This window comes from Blautia sp. An81 (genome assembly GCF_002161285.1).
Classification (GTDB): Bacteria; Bacillota; Clostridia; order Lachnospirales; family Lachnospiraceae; genus Blautia; species Blautia ornithocaccae.
The window spans coordinates 1-19505 of sequence record NZ_NFHH01000014.1; the positions used below are offsets into that span (position 1 = coordinate 1).

24 protein-coding genes are annotated in these 19505 nt (G+C 42.2%); 16 read left to right on the forward strand and 8 right to left on the reverse strand.

Translation table 11 applies throughout. From position 1 onward, the window contains the following. The 3 genes from B5G33_RS12420 to B5G33_RS12430 all read right to left on the reverse strand — a co-directional run. Window positions 1–216, reverse strand: a 216-nt coding sequence (locus B5G33_RS12420; RefSeq protein WP_204247386.1) for a transposase, incomplete at its 3' end; no start/stop codon positions are given. Between the two features lie 138 nt (window positions 217–354). After that, window positions 355–846, reverse strand: coding sequence for a DUF6147 family protein (locus B5G33_RS12425; protein ID WP_087417862.1), 492 nt, complete (start codon window positions 844–846; stop codon window positions 355–357). A gap of 13 nt (window positions 847–859) precedes the next feature. Then, window positions 860–1828 carry a DUF4367 domain-containing protein gene (locus tag B5G33_RS12430; protein ID WP_087417863.1) on the reverse strand — a complete coding sequence of 323 codons (969 nt, stop codon included), beginning with the start codon at window positions 1826–1828 and terminating at the stop codon, window positions 860–862. A gap of 82 nt (window positions 1829–1910) precedes the next feature. Between B5G33_RS12430 and B5G33_RS12435 the strand changes: the two genes are divergently transcribed. Continuing rightward, complete coding sequence (locus B5G33_RS12435) at window positions 1911–2975, forward strand: undecaprenyldiphospho-muramoylpentapeptide beta-N-acetylglucosaminyltransferase (RefSeq protein ID WP_087269520.1); 1065 nt, start codon at window positions 1911–1913, stop codon at window positions 2973–2975. Here B5G33_RS12435 and B5G33_RS12440 read toward each other — a convergent pair whose 3' ends face one another. Beyond that, window positions 2976–3533 (reverse strand): RNA polymerase sigma factor, encoded by a 558-nt coding sequence (locus B5G33_RS12440; protein WP_087269517.1) that lies wholly within the window; start codon window positions 3531–3533, stop codon window positions 2976–2978. Window positions 3534–3551: 18 nt separating this feature from the next. Further along, window positions 3552–3959, reverse strand: coding sequence for an HIT family protein (locus B5G33_RS12445; protein ID WP_087269514.1), 408 nt, complete (start codon window positions 3957–3959; stop codon window positions 3552–3554). A gap of 154 nt (window positions 3960–4113) precedes the next feature. Between B5G33_RS12445 and B5G33_RS12450 the strand changes: the two genes are divergently transcribed. Next, on the forward strand, window positions 4114–4842 hold the full coding sequence (locus B5G33_RS12450; RefSeq protein ID WP_087269511.1) for a sensor histidine kinase: 729 nt from the start codon (window positions 4114–4116) through the stop codon (window positions 4840–4842). Here the strand turns inward: B5G33_RS12450 and B5G33_RS12455 are convergent. Further along, a complete protein-coding gene (locus B5G33_RS12455; RefSeq protein ID WP_242974693.1) occupies window positions 4835–5395 on the reverse strand; it encodes a rhomboid family intramembrane serine protease in 561 nt (186 codons plus the stop codon). The two genes, B5G33_RS12450 and B5G33_RS12455, sit on opposite strands and share 8 nt — an antisense overlap. Before the next feature lie 346 nt (window positions 5396–5741). On the opposite strand from B5G33_RS12455, the gene B5G33_RS12460 reads away from it, so the two are divergent. The 12 genes from B5G33_RS12460 to B5G33_RS12515 all read left to right on the forward strand — a co-directional run bounded on the left by B5G33_RS12460 (window position 5742) and on the right by B5G33_RS12515 (window position 15790). Next, a complete protein-coding gene (locus B5G33_RS12460; RefSeq protein ID WP_275532363.1) occupies window positions 5742–6251 on the forward strand; it encodes an A24 family peptidase in 510 nt (169 codons plus the stop codon). Then, window positions 6248–7249, forward strand: coding sequence for a hypothetical protein (locus B5G33_RS12465; RefSeq protein WP_087417865.1), 1002 nt, complete (start codon window positions 6248–6250; stop codon window positions 7247–7249). Before B5G33_RS12460 ends, B5G33_RS12465 begins: the two co-directional genes overlap by 4 nt. Further along, on the forward strand, window positions 7242–8441 hold the full coding sequence (locus tag B5G33_RS12470) for a CpaF family protein (RefSeq protein ID WP_087269501.1): 1200 nt from the start codon (window positions 7242–7244) through the stop codon (window positions 8439–8441). The genes B5G33_RS12465 and B5G33_RS12470 overlap by 8 nt, the downstream gene beginning before the upstream one ends. Further along, window positions 8428–9168, forward strand: coding sequence for a type II secretion system F family protein (locus B5G33_RS12475; protein WP_087417866.1), 741 nt, complete (start codon window positions 8428–8430; stop codon window positions 9166–9168). Before B5G33_RS12470 ends, B5G33_RS12475 begins: the two co-directional genes overlap by 14 nt. Continuing rightward, window positions 9158–10381 carry a type II secretion protein F gene (locus tag B5G33_RS12480; protein WP_242974694.1) on the forward strand — a complete coding sequence of 408 codons (1224 nt, stop codon included), beginning with the start codon at window positions 9158–9160 and terminating at the stop codon, window positions 10379–10381. Before B5G33_RS12475 ends, B5G33_RS12480 begins: the two co-directional genes overlap by 11 nt. Before the next feature lie 28 nt (window positions 10382–10409). Beyond that, window positions 10410–10577, forward strand: coding sequence for a Flp1 family type IVb pilin (locus B5G33_RS12485; protein WP_087269495.1), 168 nt, complete (start codon window positions 10410–10412; stop codon window positions 10575–10577). 33 nt (window positions 10578–10610) lie between these two features. Then, window positions 10611–11981 carry a DUF5702 domain-containing protein gene (locus B5G33_RS12490; RefSeq protein ID WP_087417867.1) on the forward strand — a complete coding sequence of 457 codons (1371 nt, stop codon included), beginning with the start codon at window positions 10611–10613 and terminating at the stop codon, window positions 11979–11981. Window positions 11982–11994: 13 nt separating this feature from the next. Beyond that, the gene (locus B5G33_RS12495; RefSeq protein WP_087417868.1) at window positions 11995–12825 is read left to right on the forward strand and encodes a hypothetical protein; all 831 of its coding nucleotides are present in this window, start codon (window positions 11995–11997) and stop codon (window positions 12823–12825) included. Between the two features lie 13 nt (window positions 12826–12838). Further along, a complete protein-coding gene (locus B5G33_RS12500; protein WP_087417869.1) occupies window positions 12839–13288 on the forward strand; it encodes a prepilin peptidase in 450 nt (149 codons plus the stop codon). Next, window positions 13273–13698 carry a hypothetical protein gene (locus B5G33_RS12505; protein ID WP_242974695.1) on the forward strand — a complete coding sequence of 142 codons (426 nt, stop codon included), beginning with the start codon at window positions 13273–13275 and terminating at the stop codon, window positions 13696–13698. The genes B5G33_RS12500 and B5G33_RS12505 overlap by 16 nt, the downstream gene beginning before the upstream one ends. Before the next feature lie 17 nt (window positions 13699–13715). Continuing rightward, entirely contained in the window at window positions 13716–15095 is a 1380-nt protein-coding gene (locus tag B5G33_RS12510) for a DUF6382 domain-containing protein (protein WP_158229614.1), read from the forward strand. Between the two features lie 80 nt (window positions 15096–15175). Further along, window positions 15176–15790, forward strand: coding sequence for an SGNH/GDSL hydrolase family protein (locus B5G33_RS12515; RefSeq protein ID WP_087417871.1), 615 nt, complete (start codon window positions 15176–15178; stop codon window positions 15788–15790). 13 nt (window positions 15791–15803) lie between these two features. Here B5G33_RS12515 and ybaK read toward each other — a convergent pair whose 3' ends face one another. Continuing rightward, on the reverse strand, window positions 15804–16292 hold the full coding sequence (gene ybaK, locus B5G33_RS12520; RefSeq protein ID WP_087269475.1) for a Cys-tRNA(Pro) deacylase: 489 nt from the start codon (window positions 16290–16292) through the stop codon (window positions 15804–15806). Window positions 16293–16369: 77 nt separating this feature from the next. Here ybaK and B5G33_RS12525 point away from each other — a divergent pair, with 77 nt between their 5' ends. Further along, the gene (locus tag B5G33_RS12525; protein WP_087269472.1) at window positions 16370–16570 is read left to right on the forward strand and encodes a GTPase; all 201 of its coding nucleotides are present in this window, start codon (window positions 16370–16372) and stop codon (window positions 16568–16570) included. 136 nt (window positions 16571–16706) lie between these two features. Here the strand turns inward: B5G33_RS12525 and B5G33_RS12530 are convergent, their stop codons facing one another. Beyond that, window positions 16707–18293 (reverse strand): CapA family protein, encoded by a 1587-nt coding sequence (locus B5G33_RS12530; RefSeq protein WP_087417872.1) that lies wholly within the window; start codon window positions 18291–18293, stop codon window positions 16707–16709. Between the two features lie 183 nt (window positions 18294–18476). Here B5G33_RS12530 and B5G33_RS12535 point away from each other — a divergent pair, with 183 nt between their 5' ends. Beyond that, window positions 18477–19484, forward strand: a complete 1008-nt coding sequence (locus tag B5G33_RS12535) for an acyltransferase family protein (RefSeq protein WP_087417873.1) — start codon at window positions 18477–18479, stop codon at window positions 19482–19484. The last annotated feature ends 21 nt before the right edge of the window (window positions 19485–19505 follow it).

Here is a 19505-nt window from a genome sequence, read left to right on the forward strand (position 1 = left end):
TTTGAGTGTTTTGGAAGAATGTCCATTCCTTTTATTATCGCTCTTCAGATCACCTTTACAATTTTTTTCATAGCCCAGAGTTGCATCCATCTCGGCTTCCAGAAGCTCCTGCAGGATATCTTTGAAGCTGTCTTTAAGAAGGGCGTAAACATCAGCCACACTGGTAATGTTGTTTTCTGTAATAATCTGTCGGATTTGGTCTTTTGCTACTGCCATAAATAAACTCCTTTTCGATAAGAATTGTCATATCTGTAATTCTTACCAAAAAGGAGCCATTTTTTACCAAAGCCACAAAGTTTTTTACACTACCTAATAGATTAATTTCACCAAAAATGTAGACAGTTTATTGCACTTTTAATCTACCCAAATACCATTTGTAACTGGCATTTGACTCTCAACTGTTCCTCCATCTGTTGCTACACATGCTGCTTTGACACGATAGTAATAACCTCTGGAGACAGATGTATTAAAGCTTCGAGAAAGTACACCTATATTGGAAGCACTGTATGACTTTGTGGCAACGTCATTCCAGTATTTTCCATCATATCTTTGCAAGACTAATGTCAAATCCATTCTATCACATATTACCGCACCAATCACAGAACCATAGGCATTGACTGTTCCATCATCATTATCTGACACCCGAGCAACTCCTCTATTCAAGATGTTCCCTCTAGCCCGATTATATAAAGTAACTTCAGAAACATTGTCCTCTATCAATGTAGAGCCTTCCACAACTTTTCCTAATTCTGGTGGTATTGTCTCTGCATATGTAGGTATAGACATTCCCAACAAAAGTGCAGTAGTTAAGCACAATCCTACCATCTTCTTTATCTTTTTCTTCATAAATAATTTCCTCCTAATACATAATATTTTCTGCAATACTTCTCATTTCTTCTTCTTCTATTTTTCCTGTCAACTCATAATATATATTTTTATAATCCCATTGAAGAATATATGTAGGTCTTTCATCGTCTTCATTCTCCACCTTCCAAAGTGTAGATTGAACCGGGCTAAAAATCTGACTAGTTATATTACCAAGCATTTCTCCAGAATCACTTAATGCAAATGCTGAAGCGTTTTTGTCATTTATAAATGCTGTTAACACAACTAAATTTTCATCTGATATATATTGTAGGTAGCCTATTTTTGCTTCACTGTCTACTTCATAAGTACTAAAAAGTAAATTTTTAGGAAAATAAAAAAAGTCTGGAAGCTCCGCCGCTAATACTTCTTCTATCTCTGCTTTTGCTTCTTCTTCTGTTACTTCTCCTTGCAATGTTTCTTCATTATCCATTGTTGTCCCTACATCATTCCCCATCATACTATCTACTCTTTCCATTATATACGCCCTGTTCGCCTCACTGCTCATGGAAACCCCAAAGATTCCAAATACAGTTACCGCCGCAACAGCGGCCCACTTTATCACCTTCTCTCTAATATCTGCGAACTTATGTCTACCTGTGTCTTTATTAAGGATTTTTTTCGTTTCACTATTTAATTTTTCTTTATTCAGTTTTTCGCTTACAATTTCTTCTTTTGTATCTTTGTTTTCTTTATCTTTGAATTTATCTTCGCTTACTGTAGTTTGTACAGAATCCGGTGCAGACTGAACAGAGCCCTGCTCCTTTGCCTTCTGCAAAAGCTTCTGGAAACTTTCTTCTGTGGGTTTCCAGTTTTCAGAATCGGGAATCTCGTCAATTTCTTTCTCGATAGCCGCCGCTTCCTTCAAAAACTGCTGCTGTACCCACTGTTCAAACTCCCTGTCTCTCGCTTCTTCAGCAGACTGAAGCCCTGCACCGCCGTTCTTTTCTTCTATTTTACCCATGAAACTCCTATCTTTTCTTGACTTTTCCCCGCAAGTGTATCATATTATCTTATAGTTACATTTTAGAATCAGGAGGAACACCATGAAGCATATCGTTCTTACCGGCGGAGGTACTGCCGGCCATGTAACCCCAAATATTGCAATGATACCCCGTTTAAAAGAACTGGGATATAAAATCTCTTATATTGGTTCCTATGAAGGAATTGAGAAAAAACTCATTGAGGAGCTGGGAATTCCCTATTATGGGATTTCCTCTGGAAAATTAAGGCGTTACTTTGATGTCAAAAACTTTACAGATCCTTTCCGGGTTGTGAAAGGTTTTATGGAAGCCAAAAAACTCATGAAAGATCTGAAGCCTGATGTAGTATTCTCCAAAGGCGGTTTTGTAACAGTTCCTGTTGTAATCGCCGCCAGCAGGAAGAAAATCCCTACTTTTATCCATGAGTCAGATATGACTCCCGGTCTGGCCAACAAAATATGTATACCCTTTGCCACAAAAGTGTGCTGCAACTTTCCCGAAACTGTTTCCCATCTTCCTGAAGAAAAGGCTGTTCTCACCGGAACGCCTATCCGCCAGGAGCTTCTCACTGGAAGCAGAGAAAAAGGGTTGGAATTTACAGGTTTCTCACCTGATAAACCAGTTATCCTTATCATCGGAGGAAGTCTTGGTGCCGCTGCCGTAAATCAGGCGGTAAGAGCAGTCCTTCCGGAACTCCTCCAGGATTTCCAAGTCATCCATCTCTGCGGCAAAGGCAAAATAGATGACAGCCTGGAAGGCACCCCAGGGTATGTTCAGTATGAATATATCAAAAAAGAACTTGCAGATCTTTTTGCTCTGGCAGATGTTGTGATCTCAAGAGCCGGCGCCAATGCTATCTGCGAACTCAGCGCTTTAAACAAGCCGAATCTCCTGATTCCTCTTTCTGCCCGTGCAAGCAGAGGTGACCAGATACTCAATGCCCGTTCTTTCGAACATCTGGGATACAGTAAGGTTCTGGAAGAAGAAGAACTTACAAATGAATCCCTGCTGACTGCTGTCTATGACCTTTACGAGCACAGAGAATCTTACATTACCGCAATGTCTTCCAGCAAGCACAAAAACTCTATTGAATTGATTGTGCAGCTTATTGAAAAAGCGGTAAAATAATCAGGCTCTTTCAAAGTCATCTCTGTAGTGCTCTTTTATCCACTCTTTCATTCGATGTTTCTTGGCTCTCAGATTTTCTACTGAGATGCCAAGAGCACGAGCCGTCTCTTCCGGGCTTTCGCCTTCTACAACTGTTCTCATCATGATTTCATACCATTCACTGTTTCTGTTTGCCAAATCCTGAAATAATTTTCCTGTCAATTCTCTCAACATAATCTTATGTGCAATCTCATCCTCAAAGAAATCTTGTCTTTGGCCGTAAATCCACTCTGTTGCATTATCCTGGTTCGTTTCATCCTCATCAGGAGACATAGAGGCCGTAACCTCATGGACCTGATAGGCTTTCCTGCAAAAGTCAATGGCTTTTCTTCTGGCATTTACAAGGAGCCACTGACGATAATATTCTTCCTTTAAAGTATGTTCTTTCAACGAAAATAAAAGAAATACTTCCTGAGCCACATCTTCTGAAAAATCATAGTCTTTCAAAACACTGAACGCCGTTTTCTTTACTAAACCATAGTATTGCTGATAAATTTCACGAAACCGCTCATCGTTCATCTTTTGTATCCATTTCTATTATTTTAAAGAAAATTTTGAAAGAATCTCCTCTTTGTCTTCTGGCGTAAGTGTGCCTGGATTCCAGGAGATACCGGCATTGTCACCGTCTCTTCTCGGTATCAGATGCATATGAAAATGAAATACCGTTTGTCCTGCTGCTTCTCCATTATTTTGTACTACGTTATATCCGTCGCATTTCAAAACCTCTTTCATTTCCGTTATGACTTTTTTTGCCAGCACCATTGCATCTCCTGCCAACCCCTCGGGTAATTCATAAAGATTTTCATAATGTGACTTTGGAAGAATCAGGGCATGACCTTTCGTTGCAGGCCCAAGGTCCAGGATTACCCTGAATTTCTCATCCTCATAAAGTGTTGCCGATGGAATTTCTCCATTGGCGATTTTGCAAAAAATACATTCTTTCATATTTTTTCTCCTTTCCTTTCATAATATATCCGAATTTAATTCGGCATTTGTGACACTTTTGTCGAAATTTGGTATTTTTTGTAAAACAAATTTATTTGCCATTTAAAAATTTCAGTGCTAAACTATCTACGAAAAACAAATTGGGAGGAATATTATGGAATCGCAAACAGGATCTTCTGTCTTTCAGCTTTCAGGAAACAGCAATCCTGACTATAAAACCCTTTATCAGGAATTACAGGTAAAACAGCAGTTTCTGCTGTCTCAGATTTCTCATGAAATCCGCAACCCGGTAACTCTCATCAACAGCTTTCTTCAGTTATTTGAAAGCCACCATCCAGAAATCAAAGAAGATGACTATTGGGAAAAGATCATGGAAAACATGAGTTTTCTCAGAGCTCTGCTGGAAGAGTTCTCTTCTTTCAATAACTCTGCCAAACTCCACCTTCAAGAAATAAATCTGGACAGCATTTTCCGGGAAACTGTAGAATCTCTGACTCCGCTCTGCCAGACTCTGGAAATCTCTCTTCTCTATGAAAAAGAAACTGCAGTCCCTCTGATTTCAGCAGACCCTACAAAAATACGTCAAGTACTGCTGAATCTCCTCACAAATGCCAGAGAAGCCATTGGACGCCAGGGTCTGATCCGCTGTTCTCTCAGCTGTGACGGAGAAAATATCTATTTGTGTGTAAAAGACACAGGAAGCGGTATCCCTGTCAGCCATCAAAAAGATATTTTTGAACCTTTTGTCACCTATAAGCAGGGTGGTACCGGCCTTGGACTGGCCATTTGTAAAAGAATCATTTCCGCCCACGGCGGTCAGATTTTCTTTCGTTCTTCCGCTGGAGAGGATACTTCCTTTACAGTTGTTCTGCCAATCACCTGACTGGGATCGAGGACTTTCTCCTGTGATAAAAGAGCAGGGCAAAAAGGAAGCCCAGGACCAGTCCTCCCAGGTGAGCCATATTGTTTACTCCGGTACTGGTCAGGCCATGGTAAAGAGAAAGGAAAGCCAGAATAAGAAGCTGACGTGAGGTAAAGTTCTCTATATGACCTTTATTTCTCACTACCACATAAAGCAGCCCGCCTATAGCTGCAAAAACTCCTCCGGACGCCCCAGCAGACACCACATATTCATTCACATATACTTCATGGAAAACAGAGAGCAGATTTGCTCCGGCTCCGCCCAGAAAGTAGATAAGTGCATATCTGACTTTCCCTAGATTTCTCTCCAGACAATCTCCGATGAATAAAAGCACCAGCATATTATTTCCCAGATGCTGGAGACTGAAATGGAGAAACATGGCAGTGATCAGCCGGTAGTATTCATGATCCTGGGCAATATCCAGAGTTCCTGCTGCTCCCCACCGGAGCATATGTCTTATGTCTTCGCAGGACCCGGTAATTTCTACAAGAATAAATATTAGAATATTTAACAAAATAATCGTATGATTAACAGGCGCCTTTTTCCAAAAGGCCACAGCTGACTTGAATTCGTTCAATTTTCTATATCTTTCTAAATTTTCTAATTTAATTGTATTATAAAACTTTTTGCATACTTATGCAATATAGAGTCAATACTGTTCTGTAAATTTATGCAGAACTTCTAAAAACTCTTTTTGTGCATTATTTTCCTTTACAGAGTTCTTTTGTAAGGGTATAATCTGACTTACATCAACAGATGTTCTCTTCTCCACACAGGAGAATCTCAAGTATCTTTTTATTCTGCGGGCCTGTCGGTCCATGACTCCAGTTTGACTGATATAAAAGAAAAGAGGTGATAAAGTGCCCGTCCGGGATATATTGCTTATAACCATTGCCGGCGGAGGGGTATTTATGGACGTATTACAGGAAAAGGTGGATAACCGGCTGATCTGCCTGGGATTTGGCACAGGTCTTTTCTTCTGGATTTTCCACTCTGGCCCAGGGGGAATCTTGGACTTTCTTTCCGGTTTCCTTTTTCCTCTAATCTGTCTCCTTCCTCTGCATTATTTTGGCATGCTCGGCGGCGGAGATATAAAGCTTCTGTCTGTTCTGGGCGGCATCCTGGGTTATCCTGCAGTTGTGAAGCTTCTGTTTTTTACATTTCTTACCGGAGGTATCCTTTCTCTGGCATTTCTTATCCTCTGTGGGAATCTGAAAGAACGCATTTCTTATTTTATTTCTTACTTCTCCGGATACAGGACAAAAAGAGTTAGAGAAAATTACAGAAAGAAAGGGCCGAGGCCTGAAAATTACCATTTCACTGTTCCTATTTTTACGGGAATCATCTTATTTGTAGGAGGCTGCTATTGAAAAAAGATATGATTGCTGTCTGTGATTCTGAAGCGGGATACGCTGGAAATTTTGCAGACTATTTAAACGCCAGAAAAAAATTCCCCTTTCGGGCAGAGGCTTTTACTGATTCTGAAAAGCTGTGTCAATATGCTGAAAAAAACCGTCCCAGATTTTTATTGATCGCAGAGGAAAATTTAACTGATCAGGTGCAAAAACTTCAGATTCCTCATATGATCATACTCTCCTCAGAAAAAGAATCTGAAGCTGGAGAAGACAGATATGTATATAAATATCAGTCTGCCGAAAGCCTTGTCCGTGAAGTAATGACATACTGTCAGGAATCCCCTCCCACCGAACTTGAGCTGGGATATAAAAAGAAGCTTGGGATGGCAGGAATATATTCTCCTCTGGGAAGATGTGGAAAAACACTCTTTGCCCTTACCGTGGGCCAAATTCTGGGAGAGCAGAAAAATACCCTGTATATCAACATGGAAGATTTTTCTGGCTGGCAGAAATCTATTCATGAAGCAGACTGTGAAAATCTCAGCGATTTCTTCTACTGCCTTCGTACAGGCAGAGAAAAACCTGCTCTGGATACTCTTATTCACAGCTGGGGAAACCTGGACTACTTCTCACCAGTCTCCTCTTTTGAGGATCTCAGAGGTATAAGTTTCCAGGAGTGGACAGCACTTTTTGAATTCCTGGAAAAGGAAAGCAGTTACCAACAGCTGGTACTGGATATAGGAAACGGTGCAGATCAGCTATTCTCAATGCTGGAGCTCTGCGACAAAATTTATATGCCGGTTTTAGAGGATTGGATATCACAGTATAAAATACAGCAATTCAAGAATATGGCAGAAGTATTATCGGACAGTTTATTGGAAAAAATCACGGAACTCCATCTTTCTTTTGCTCCCTGCGCAGAAAAAAATCCGGATTTTCCCAAAAGTCTCCTCCATGGAAAATGGGGTGCAGAAGTGCGAAGAATACTGGAGGTGAAAGGGCCCCTTGGATAAATCTGAAAAGCTTTTTTCCAAAATCCGGTCAGATTTGGCCCGAAAGCTGGAAAATACATGGGAAACCTCAGATCAGGAAGTCCTGAATATTATTGATGAGCTGTTGCTGGAGGAGCGGAAAAAATTCTATCTTTCTCTCAAGCGTATGGAAGAACTGAGAAAAGAACTGTTCCGTTCTCTGAGAAAAATGGACGTGCTGGAAGAGCTGCTGGAAGATGATACGATCACTGAAATCATGGTGAACCGCTGGGATCAGATTTTTATCGAGCGGGAAGGCCATCTGATTCTCTGGCCCAAAACTTTTACCTCCCCCGAAAAACTGGAAGATGTTATTAGTCAGATTGCTTCCAGATGCAACCGGGTGATCAATACTCTTCAGCCCGTAGTAGATGCCAGGCTTCCAGGAGGCGAACGTGTCAACGCAGTTATATCTCCGGTTGCCCTTGACGGACCTGTTCTGACCATCCGCAAATTCCCAAAGGAGCCTATAACCATGGAAAAACTCTTAAATTTAGGCAGTATTACACCAGAGGCTGCGTGTTTTCTGGAGAAAGCAGTCACAGCTGGATACACCATACTGATAGGGGGAGGCACCGGTTCCGGAAAAACTACCTTTCTGAATGCACTGTCTCAATATATCCCTAATGATGAAAGAGTCATAACTATTGAAGACAACGCAGAGCTGCAGATACAGGGAATCCCTAATCTGGTCAGACTGGAATGCAGACAGGCAAATATTGAAAAGTCTCAGGAAATAACCATTGCAGATCTTCTGAAAACATGTCTCCGCATGCGCCCCAGCAGGCTCATAGTGGGAGAAGTCCGTTCCGGAGAAGCCGCCCAGCTTCTCCAAGCTGTAAATATAGGCAATGACGGAAGTCTCTCCACACTCCATGCCAATACCTGTTGGGACATGGTCAGCAGACTGGAAACTATGGCGTTAATGGGAATCCAGCTTCCTATTCCCGTAATCCGCAGGCAGATCGTCTCTGGATTCGACCTTTTTGTCCATCTGGGAAGACTGAAGGATAAAAGCCGTAAGGTACTGGAGATTGCCGAGGTAAAAGGCATGGCAGGCGAAGAAGTAGAGCTGAACCCCCTCTTTATAAGGAATGAAGAGCTGATTAGAACAGGTAGTCTTCTTCACCGGGAAAAATTTGAAAAGGCGGGCATTATTTATGAAGAAATCTGATTACTCTAAATTTTCATGGCAGAAATGGCTGCGCTTTGCAGGCGAGTCTCTGCTTCTCTGCCTGGGGGTCAACTATCTGTTTTATAAGAATCTCCTGGCATTTCTCTTCCTCTGGCCTCTTTGTCTGTGGTATATCAAGGGGCGGAAAAAGCAGGAGCAAAAGAAGCAGAAAAAGCATCTTCAGATTCAGTTCCGAGATGCTCTGGCTGCTCTCCAGGTAAGTATTTCCGCCGGTTATTCTATCGAAAATTCCATAAAAGAAGCTCGAAAGGATCTGGAAAAGATTTACGGAAAGAAAGGGGAAATGACTTTGGAATTTTACTATATGGAAGTCCAGTTGGAACATGGGGCATCTATCGATAAGCTTTTGACAGATTTAGGCATCCGAACCGGCATTGAAGATATCCAGAACTTCTCTCAAATCCTTCTTCAATCCAGAAAAATGGGCGGAAATATGCGAAAAGTCCTCCAGAACTGTATCTCTTCCCTGGAAGAGCAGATGGATGTAAAAAAAGAAATCCAGTCCATGCTTGCTTCTAGAATATTAGAGCAAAAAGTCATGAGCCTAATCCCTATTGGAATTATCCTTTATATGCAGTTTACCTCCCCTTCTCTTTTGTCTGTTCTTTATGGAAATCCGGCAGGTATCTGTATCATGACCCTCTGTCTTGGAATTTATCTCCTGGCTTATCGGTGGGGAGAAAGGCTGGTGGATATTGAAGTTTAAATTTCCGAAAAAAAGAAAAAAAGAACTCATCCTGTCTTTTTTGACTATTTTTTCCGGCGGTCTTATAGGCCTTGGAATGTTCCTGCAGGAAAACAGGGAAACTGATACCCATTCACTTCCCCGGAAGGGCTGGGGAGAAGGCGCTTATGAGGAAACTTTAAAAATACATACGCCTCAAGGTACCGAAGAAATACAGGTAACCGTCGAAGAGCAGAAGTATACCCAGATTCAAGTGGAAACCTTTCTGAAAGAGGCCTATTCTTTTCTGTCCCAATGGTTTCAAGAAAATACCGGTTCTGAAGGCAGCATAGGGGAAGACCTGCTATTTCCCTCAGAAATCCCAGAAAATCCTGTACAGCTTTTCTGGAGCACCAATTCTCCAGATCTGCTTTCCTGGAACGGACATCTGGGAGAACATATTTCTCCCAAAGGCAGCCCGGTAACTATTCGGTGTACCCTTTCTCTGGGTGAAACTGAAAACGTCTGGGAACAGTCTGTCCTGGTTTTTCCTCCTGCCCTTTCCCCTGCTGAAGAATTAGAAAAGGCTGTCCAGCAGGAGGCTGAAAATATCAGCGGCAGCTCTGAGAAGGAACTTCTTCTTCCATCGGTTGTGCAGGGACAGGAGGTTTCATATCAGCGCCTGGAAAGCCGGGACAGCTGGCTGATATGGATTTTATCTCTTCTCCTGGGCCTTGGAATTTTTCCTCTGTCTAAAGAGCGTGAAAAGCAAACACAGCTCAAAAAGACACAGCAAATGCAGCGGGACTATCCTGATATTATTCAAAAAATGATTCTTTATCTTAAAGCTGGGCTCAGTATACGAATGTCCGTTGAAAAGCTTGCTGCGGATTATATGAAAAGAAAAGAAGCCTCCCTTACAGAAACCCGCTGGGCATATGAAGAGCTTGTAAAAACCTGCCGGGAACTGAAAGGAGGGATATATGAAAAAGATGCATATGAAAGATTAGGCAGGCGCTGCGGCCTTGCAGAGTATAAAGTTCTGTCTGTTCTGTTGGTGCAGAATTTGAAAAAAGGGAATCAGAGTATTCTGGAGCTTCTGGAAAGAGAAGCCGTTTCCGCAGGAGAGGATCGTCTCCGAAGAGCCAGGATACAGGGAGAAGAGGCTTCTACTAAACTGCTTCTCCCTATGATTCTTCAGCTTATAGTGGTTCTCATCATACTGATGATACCAGCATTTCTAAATTTCTTTTAAATCATAAATCTGAGGAGGTGTATACACAATGACTCTGTTGAAAAATTTATGGAAAGACGAAGACGCTGTAGGCGTTGTGGAAATCATCTTGATATTGGTGGTTTTAATTGGTCTTGTGATTATTTTCAAGGAACAGCTCACCAGTCTGGTAGAAAATATTCTTTCAAAGATCACAAGTCAGAGCAACAGTATTTAGCCAATTTACAGACAAGGGGTGAAAGACATATCTATGAAAACAAAAGGCAGTATGACCTGTGCCATGAGCCTTCTGCTCCTGGTAATCATTTCTCTTCTGGCCGCATGTATCCAGTCTTCCAGAGTTTCCTGTGCCAGAGCCCAGGCTGCAAACGCCATGGGTGCTGCCATGTATTCTCTTTTCGCTCAGTATGACCGGGATCTTTTAGAAGATTATCATCTGTTTTTCCTTGACTCCGGTTATGGGGATAGCCGCCCTAATCTTGCACAGGTCATCGCACAGACAGAAACTTTTGCCCTGCCTATACTCTCCTCTGGTCTCACAAATTGTGAGCTGGATACATGCGGTATAACTGGTTTCCGCCTTGCCTCTGACGGCAAAGGAGAAGCTGTAAAGGCTCAGATTCTCCGCTATATGAAAGATAATCTGGGGACTAAAGGGATACAGCTTATAAAAGACAGGTTTAATCAAAATGTGGAAGCTATGGAAGAACAGGAGAAAATTCAAGAAGGAGGACTGGAAGAAGCTCCCATTGAGGAAGAAGTTCCCATGGAAGACATTTCTCCTTCCAATAATCCTCTGGAAATAATAGAAAATATCCGCAGCCACGGATTCCTGGGGCTTGTTCTTCCTGACGGAGGAACTGTTTCAGAAAAATCTGTGGAGACAGAATCTCTTCTGTCCTTCAGAGAGCTGGAACAGGGCATGGGGGCTCTTCCCCTGTCTCAGGGGAAAAGTGCCGTAACCGATAAACTGCTTATACAGGAATATATTTTGGACAGTCTCAGTTTTTACACCCAGGAATCACATCCAGGCCCCCTGGAATACCAGGTGGAATATGTGCTGGGCGGGAAAGATACTGACCGTGAAAATCTCCAATACGTGGTAAATCGGCTGCTGCTCATAAGAGAAGCTTCGAATATTGCCTTTCTCTATACAGATCCCCAGAAGCGGGCAGAACTTCAGGCCTGTGCCTCTGCCCTTTCTCTCCTCCTGCTGATTCCTGAAGGTATGACTCTGGTACAGGGTGTCCTTGCCGCAGGGTGGGCCTATATTGAAAGCATCTGTGATGTAAAAACCCTGCTGTCAGGCGGCAAGGTTCCTCTGACTAAAGACAATGGTTCCTGGAAAACCCACCTGAATCATCTAAGCACAGAAGATGCTTCTTCTGCTTCTGCCGGTCTGGATTACCGAGACTATCTCTTTCTTCTCCTATCCTTCTCTTCTGAAGATAGACTGACTTTCCGATGCATGGATATGATGGAACAAAATATCCGTGCCAAAGAGGGACGGGCAAATTTTTCCTTTGATGCCTGCCTTGATGCTGTGTCCATGAATTTTCTGATTTCCGGGCCCGAAGGACAGCAGTGGCAGGGAGAACGATTCTACACTTACGATATGTAAAAGGAGGGAGAACATGGACATTCTGTCAAAAAGAAAGTATAAAAACAGAAAGGAGGGCAGCTCTCTTCGGTATAAAGGAAGTTTAACAGCAGAAAGTGCTTTTGTTCTGCCTTTCTTTTTCCTTACTATTACCTTGCTGGCATGTATCCTGGATCTATACAGGATTAATATGCTGATACAGACAGCCCTCTGCGAAGGAGCAAAGGAACTGGGGATGTACGCTTACTGTACAGAAGAGGACAGCAGTTCACCTGTAGGCGCTGTGACAGATGCTGTCTGTATGGCTTATGGCACAGAAAAAGTAAGAAATGTGTTAAAAGGAGAAGCTCTTCCTGGAATCCAAGGCGGCGTAAACGGCATCTATCTTCTGGGATCAGGATTTCAAAATGAAACCGTTACTCTGAAAGCCTTCTTTTTCTATTCCGGTCCAGGGGGCTTTTTCAGGTTTTTCCCTGTGAAAATCCATGTAGAAGCTCAGGCTCAGGCCTGGACCGGATATCACGGAAATCCTGGAATGCCTGTTTCTTCAGAAAATCTGGTCTATATCACACAGTGGGAAAGCGTTTATCACACTTCTCCTGCCTGTACCCATCTTGCACTTTCCATAAGCCGCGTGGATAAGAAAGGGATTGAGGAAAGGGCAAATCAATACGGAGAACATTATCATCCCTGCGAAAAATGCATGGAAAGCACTTCCTCTCAGAATTTCGTCTATATCACAAGAACGGGAAACCGCTATCACAGCACAAAAAACTGCAGCGGTCTGACCAGAATCATAACTGCAGTAAAAGAATCAGAGGCACAGGGTCTGAATATCTGCACCAGATGCAGTTCTCAGAACTGAAAAGGAGGATCATATGAATTTAGGCTGGATGATAAATATGACTATGCTTGCTTTCTGCAGCATACAGGACATAAAAGAAAAAGAGGTTTCTCTATGGAAGCTGAAAATTTATGGTTTTCTGTCTCTGGCAGTCTGTTTATGGGATATCTTAACTATTGAAAAGGATACATTTTCTCTCATTGAAAAAAGTCTTCTTGGACTGATACCTGGATTATTTCTTCTTTTTATAGCAAAAGTTACAAAAGAAGCTATTGGTTATGGAGACGGCCTAATCCTTCTGTTCATAGGAATATCTCTGGGTTTCTGGGAATCTCTGGGCGTATTGTTTACAGGACTGCTGGGGGTATTTTTAACATCCGTTTTAGTTTTTTTCTGCTGTGGGAGAAAGAAAGGCTTTCGAATTCCTTTTATCCCCTTTTTATTTACAGGAATGGCAGGTGGATATTTTTGGCTGGAAAAATAATAAAAAAGAAATATAGTGGCAGTTTTACTGTAGAAATGGCTCTTCTCAGCGGAGTCTGGCTGCTGGTAATTTTTTCTTCTCTTTTCCTCATTATAGGCACTTACAGCCGGGTACGGGATACTGCAGCATTGGCAGAGGCATCCGCATATGGCAGTGCCTCTGCTGTATACAAAACGGGAGACGGTGTTCAAGCAGCGGCCCAACGACTCAGGAACCAAGGAAACTACTTTTCTGTTACTGGAAGTAAACGGGAAATTACAGCGAGCTTTTCTCATACCGTAAAACTTCCTTTCCGGAATCTCAGATGGCAGCAAAATGAGGTTCTAAAAAGCAAGGTCATCCGGCCTGTATTATTTATTGAAAAAGTAGAAAAAGCCAGAAATATTATAGAAGCGGTAAAAGCCCCCTAAGAAGGAGTGTGATGACTATGGATGTAAGCTACAAAAGAAGCCGTGGGATCAGTTGTCTGGTTCTTCTGGAAGATTCCCAAACAGCAGGCCAAAGTTATCAGAAAACCATCTTTCTTGAAAATTCCATTCCTGGACTGATTCCCTGTAAAGTACAGCGGCTAAACGGAGAAGAACATTTCTCTTATGATATCACCGGCTGCCAATCTCTGGAAAATCTTTTTATGAAAGAGAAGTTTTCCCATAAGGACTTGGAAAAGCTCCTGGAGAATTGGCTCAGAGTTTGTGACGCTCTGGATGAATATCTTCTAGATATGGACTATCTTCTTCTGGCTCCTTCTTATATTTACAGAAATATGCATACAGGTGACTATCAGTTCATCTGGTTTCCATTCCAGGTAGCCAGGGAAAAATATGGATTTGAACTTTTGGCTGAATATCTGCTCCCTAAAATCAATCACAGCGATAAAAGTGCAGTCTCCCTGGGCTACGGAGTCTACAAAGAGGCTGCAGAAGACAACATCTATCCCCGTACAATAAAAGAACTTCTATATGATTCATCTCCATCAAATCCGGAGAAAGAATCTCCTGAGCCTCAAATTCCTTCTGCTGAAACAGAAGCAGACGAAGAAACCCAACGAATCCGCAAAAAACTGTTAGACGATTTCTATAATGAAGAGGAAGAAGAATCTGCTTCCCATAGGATATTTGCCGCTGTGTGCGGCATACTCTTTCTGTGTATACTCATTTTCTTTCTCTGGCATTTCCGTCTTCTGCCTCTTTTCTGGATTATTATTCTTCTCTTAACTCTGTCAGCCAGTATTGGACTTGGGATACTTATCTATTTTTTGCTGCTTAGAAAAAAAGGAACACCCGAACCATTATCAAAAACTCCCCTAAAAATTAAGAGCCTACAAAAATCTTCTGAACATTCTATAGAAAAAGAAATAGAGGAATTCCCGACTTCAGCTTTTCCTCCTTTAAAAGCTGAAAAAGGAAGAAATCTGGAGCAGCCGGAGAAAACCGTCTGGGAGTCTCCCACAGTTCTGCTGGAAAATCAAGTTTCCCTCTATCCCTCTCTCGTCGGAACAGGAAAAAACGCTGGAAAAACCTTTATGCTGAAAAAAAACAGCCTTCTTGTGGGAAAATGGAGTGATTCTGCGGATATCTTTCTGGATGAGGCTACCGTCAGCAGAATACATGCCAAAATCCTAAGAGAAGGAATGAACTGCTATGTGGTTGATTTAAATTCCAAAAATGGGACCCGGATTAACGGCGTTTCTCTGGCCCCTGAAGAAAGAAAACTTCTGAAAAATAACGATATCATTGCCTTTGCAAAAGAAGAATTTCGCTATACAACACCTGGTTTTCCACTTTCTCCAGAGCCTGCTGAAAATTAGCGTTTGCAATACTGGGAATTTTCAGTTAAAATAGGTGAAAGGAGTATGCTATCCTTTCTGAGGATAAAGAGGAGTATGTTATGGGAATCATTGTGTTTTTAGGTGACAGTATTACAGATGCCGAGAGAAAGGCCTCCCCAAATCAGCTGGGGTATGGATATGTAAATATACTTGCAGAGGCAATAAAGGATTCAGATACAGACTGGAATATTGTAAATCGTGGCGTAGACGGTTATATAACCGAACGGGTGGCGCGGACCTTACATCATGACTGTATCTCTCTGCGTCCGGACTATGTAAGTATTTTAGTAGGGATTAATGATATTGGCATGATCGTCCATTCTCAGGCTTCCTGGCAGGATAAGCTATATCTTCTGGAGGACAGTATTCGTTCCTATCATGAAATGCTTTTCGATCTGTCCAGAGAAACTACAGCAAAGGTCATCACCCTGGAACCTTTCGTTTTTTCCAAGGACGACAAGTACCAGGATTGGATTCCCTGGCAGAAAAAAATGGCAAAAAACATTCATAAACTGGCGAAGAATTACGGTGCCCGCTTTATCCCTACCCAGGAGCCTTTAAATCAGAAAATTGAAGAACTTGGTTACGACGCGGTTACTACAGATGGAATCCATCTCACCCAGCTTGGTCATCAGTTCCTGGCTGAGATTATAAAAGAATCCTTCCAGCTTTAACCCTTTTCCCGCCTCAGACAATGATGTCTTCAAAGATTGCCCTTACTGCTTTGCCGAGAGCTTCCGGGTTCAATTTTAAAGTAGTGCCTATCCGGCCTCCGCTGATATAGATTTCTCCGTATTTCAGGGCAGACTGGTGGATAACCGTCGGATATTGCTTTTTCATCCCCAAGGGACTGCAGCCGCCTCTTACATACCCTGTTACATTGGTGATATCTTTCACATGTATCATTTCGATAGATTTTTCTTTCAGCACTCTGGCCGCTTTTTTCAGATCGATCTCTTCTGCAATAGGGATCACCAGAACATAGTACTCTTTACTTTTTCCCTGTACCACCAGGGTTTTGAAAGACTGCTCTACAGGAGCTCCTGTCTTTTGGGCTGTATGAAGCCCGTCTATAAATTCCTCACACTCATATTGTATGGTTTCGTATGGAATCTTGTTTTTTTCCAAAATTCTCATGGCGTTTGTCTTGATTTCTTTTTCTTTATGTTTTCCCATGTTTCATTTCTCCTGTATATATTTTTTTCTTATGGAAATCCTAAAATAAGCTTATTTCACAAAAGGAGGTCCATTTCATGAAAGAAAAATCTCGCCCTGAGGAAGATAAATACAACGTAGAAGCAACTTCCGCCAGAGACCTGGACGGATGCGGGACTACCGAGGCAACAGGTCTTATCCCTTCTCTCCCTCAATCCAGGGGACAGCTGGATTCTTACAAATCTATTCTGCCATTTTCTCCTGACTGCATTGCCAAAGACTCTTCTAAAAAGTCCTGACTCTGCATGTCCACACGTACAGGGCAATTCTGAGACAGAGGCCCTCCCGGAACGTATCTTTTTGTGTTTCCGGAAAGGCCTCTGTTTTTATACCAGTCTGACGTTAGCTCTTTTTGGGGCTGCTGGTGTCGCTCTCTTATGTATTGTCTTCCTCAGAATTACTGTTAGTACCACTGTCTTCTGTATTATATCCACTGGAAGTACTGCCGCTGTCGCTCTCTTCTGTACTGTCTCCTCCAGAAGTACTGTCGCTGTCGCTCTCTTCTGTATTATATCCTCCGGAAGTACTGCCGCTGTTACTCTCCTCTGTATTATATCTGCCAGAAGTACTGTCCGTGTTATCTGTAGAATTGCTTCCTGAGCTATTGTCTGAACTGCTGTCTGAGCCGCTGCTGTCTTCCCCGTCAGAACTGTCTGTCTGGAAATCCCATTCTGTCTGAAGTTCCCCGGCTTCATCTGCGGCTTCTTCCAAAGCAGAAACCGTAAATTCTGCTTCTGGATCTTCCTCATGAATACCATGTTCCTGGGCAAGCTCTTCTGTATAATCTTCCAGCTTATATACGGTACACTCTGTATAATCCGAATTATAATGCATGACCAGAGGAATCATTGTATAACTTTCAATAGTTATCTCGTCACCGTTTTTCTTCAAGGTAAAGTCTGCCATTCCTCCCAGAAGGTTATCCAGGCTAGCCTGATCGCTGACGAAATTTCCAAGAGAATAGTATACCAGAGTTTCTGACCCGTCAGGTTTCTCTATTTTTTCGTATCCCTTTAAAATATGAGGATGGGAGCAGATAATCACATCCGCACCCTGCTCAGCCAGGAACTGTACTCTCTCTTTAAGTCTTTCTTCCGGCTCCGCTGACTCATCCTGGCCTCCATGGAGATATACAATCGCCACATCTGCCTCTTCCTTTGCAGCCTCCAGGTCCGCCTGAGCATTTTCTTCCGAATAAATATCAACCATATGTGAAGATTCTTCAGGGATAGAGTGATTCTCACTTAACATGGTGCTATAGTTCATAACAGCAATTTTAAAGTTTTTCTCCTGGATAATCTGATATCTGGAGTCATTTTCACTGTTATGTATTCCCAGCAGCGTTATATCCTCATGATTATCTTCCCAGTAAGAAATCGTATCTTCAATCCCTGTCTCCTCCTGGTCAAAAGCATGCTCCGTCGCCTGAGTAACAATATCAAATCCAGCATCTGCCAAAGCATCTGCCACTTCAGACGGCGTATTAAAGTCCGGATATCCTGCTGCATTTTCGTGATCTGTTGTCAAAGGTGTTTCCTGATTAACAGAAGCCAGATCCGCAGAGGAAATGTCATCCTTGATATTTTCATATAGGAAATCAAAATTCCAGTCATTGTCTCTTCCTGCTTCAATAAAAGCCTCATGGATCAGATTATCTCCCACAGCTGTGATATGAAGAGTATTATTCTCCTCCTCAGCCTGAGCCGCTGCTTCTTCCTGCTTCTGTCTCTCGATTTCCTCCTGTTGTTTTCTTTCCTGGTTCCTTCTATTTATAGTAACAGCCGCTGCCACGATAATAATCAAAAGCAGCAGCACTCCTCCAAGCGCCATCATCCGACGGCGGCGAATAACCTGTCGGCGTCTTCTTGCTCTGGCAATCCTCCTTCGCCTTTCCTCTTCTCTGAGTCTTTCTTCCTCCATCTGCCTCCTTCTTCTCTGGCTGCTTCTGCGGCGTTCGCTCATAATTTCCTCCTTTCCTAATATGTGAAAATTCACCTAAAATCACCTGGGATTTCAGACTTTTTTTCTATTTGCGTTCTCCATAAAAACGGTGTATGATACTTCCGAAATCAGAAGAAAAAATTACTAATTAATTTCATATTTGTTAAATATAATATTCAATATAATAATATGAAAGTGAAGATTATGTCAACAAAATCCCGTAATTACTTTTTAGATAATTATAAAGCTTTTCTTATTCTGCTGGTAGTCATTGGCCATTTCATTGAGCCCTGTTATACAAACACTTTATTTCTTACTGTTTTAAAATGGTTTATTTTTTCTTTCCATATGCCAGCCTTTATTTTTATATCCGGCTATTTTTCCAAAAAAGATATGGGATTGGAAAAGCTCATACAAAAATTGGTAATTCCTTACTTTGTTTTTGAATTGCTCTATTATTTTTTATATGTATTTGTCATTCACAAAGAAACTGGCCTGTACTTTAACCGTCCTAAATTTTCCCTCTGGTATCTGATGGCTTTGTTCTTCTGGAGAATTGCCACTCCTTATGTTAAAAAGATTCCCGGAAACCTGTTCATTGCCATTACTGGGGGGCTGCTCATTGGATTTACTCAGCTGGGAAACTTTTTCAGCATTCCCAGGACCTTATTTTTCTATCCTTTTTTTCTGGCAGGATATTATTTTCAGGAAAGCTGGTTTGAATCCATTCGCAGACACTGGAAAGCTTTTACTGTAGGCCTTGCCTCATTGGCCGGACTTCTGGGCGGCTGGGTCCTGATTACAGGTCAGGAACTGACTCCTTTTATTTTCTATGGAAGATATTCCTACGAAGACATGGGGCTGACTAATGGCTGGGGACTTCTCATCCGTCTGGTCTGCTATGGAATTTCTTTTCTGGCGATTTTTGCCCTCTGTGCCTTCATCCCCAGGAAGCAGCATTTTTATTCCATCCTGGGCGTCCGTACAATGCCGATTTATCTGTTTCACGGCCTTGTATACAGCATTTTAAAAGACAGCCGTATTCTGGAAAAAGTGGATTTCCCTGTAGAGACAGGCCTGCTGCTGGGATTCTGTGTTCTGCTTACCTTTGCCCTGGCCACAGAACTCCCCTACAAATTTACGACTTGGATATCTTCCTTTCCCGTCAGACTGCCAAAAAGCTTCTCCAGGTCAAAAAAAACTGCAGTATGATCTTCTGCACAGCGGGGCTCC

Coding starts and splice junctions, on each gene's coding strand:
- B5G33_RS12435 (WP_087269520.1), top strand. CDS start 1,911: ATGAAGCATATCGTTCTTACCGGCGGAGGTACTGCCGGCCATGTAACC.
- B5G33_RS12525 (WP_087269472.1), top strand. CDS start 16,370: ATGAAAGAAAAATCTCGCCCTGAGGAAGATAAATACAACGTAGAAGCA.
- B5G33_RS12485 (WP_087269495.1), top strand. CDS start 10,410: ATGACTCTGTTGAAAAATTTATGGAAAGACGAAGACGCTGTAGGCGTT.
- B5G33_RS12425 (WP_087417862.1), bottom strand. CDS start 846: ATGAAGAAAAAGATAAAGAAGATGGTAGGATTGTGCTTAACTACTGCA.
- B5G33_RS12500 (WP_087417869.1), top strand. CDS start 12,839: ATGAATTTAGGCTGGATGATAAATATGACTATGCTTGCTTTCTGCAGC.
- B5G33_RS12530 (WP_087417872.1), bottom strand. CDS start 18,293: ATGAGCGAACGCCGCAGAAGCAGCCAGAGAAGAAGGAGGCAGATGGAG.
- B5G33_RS12475 (WP_087417866.1), top strand. CDS start 8,428: ATGAAGAAATCTGATTACTCTAAATTTTCATGGCAGAAATGGCTGCGC.
- B5G33_RS12510 (WP_158229614.1), top strand. CDS start 13,716: ATGGATGTAAGCTACAAAAGAAGCCGTGGGATCAGTTGTCTGGTTCTT.
- B5G33_RS12430 (WP_087417863.1), bottom strand. CDS start 1,828: ATGGGTAAAATAGAAGAAAAGAACGGCGGTGCAGGGCTTCAGTCTGCT.
- B5G33_RS12495 (WP_087417868.1), top strand. CDS start 11,995: ATGGACATTCTGTCAAAAAGAAAGTATAAAAACAGAAAGGAGGGCAGC.
- B5G33_RS12440 (WP_087269517.1), bottom strand. CDS start 3,533: ATGAACGATGAGCGGTTTCGTGAAATTTATCAGCAATACTATGGTTTA.
- B5G33_RS12450 (WP_087269511.1), top strand. CDS start 4,114: ATGGAATCGCAAACAGGATCTTCTGTCTTTCAGCTTTCAGGAAACAGC.
- B5G33_RS12490 (WP_087417867.1), top strand. CDS start 10,611: ATGAAAACAAAAGGCAGTATGACCTGTGCCATGAGCCTTCTGCTCCTG.
- B5G33_RS12515 (WP_087417871.1), top strand. CDS start 15,176: ATGGGAATCATTGTGTTTTTAGGTGACAGTATTACAGATGCCGAGAGA.
- ybaK (WP_087269475.1), bottom strand. CDS start 16,292: ATGGGAAAACATAAAGAAAAAGAAATCAAGACAAACGCCATGAGAATT.
- B5G33_RS12445 (WP_087269514.1), bottom strand. CDS start 3,959: ATGAAAGAATGTATTTTTTGCAAAATCGCCAATGGAGAAATTCCATCG.
- B5G33_RS12535 (WP_087417873.1), top strand. CDS start 18,477: ATGTCAACAAAATCCCGTAATTACTTTTTAGATAATTATAAAGCTTTT.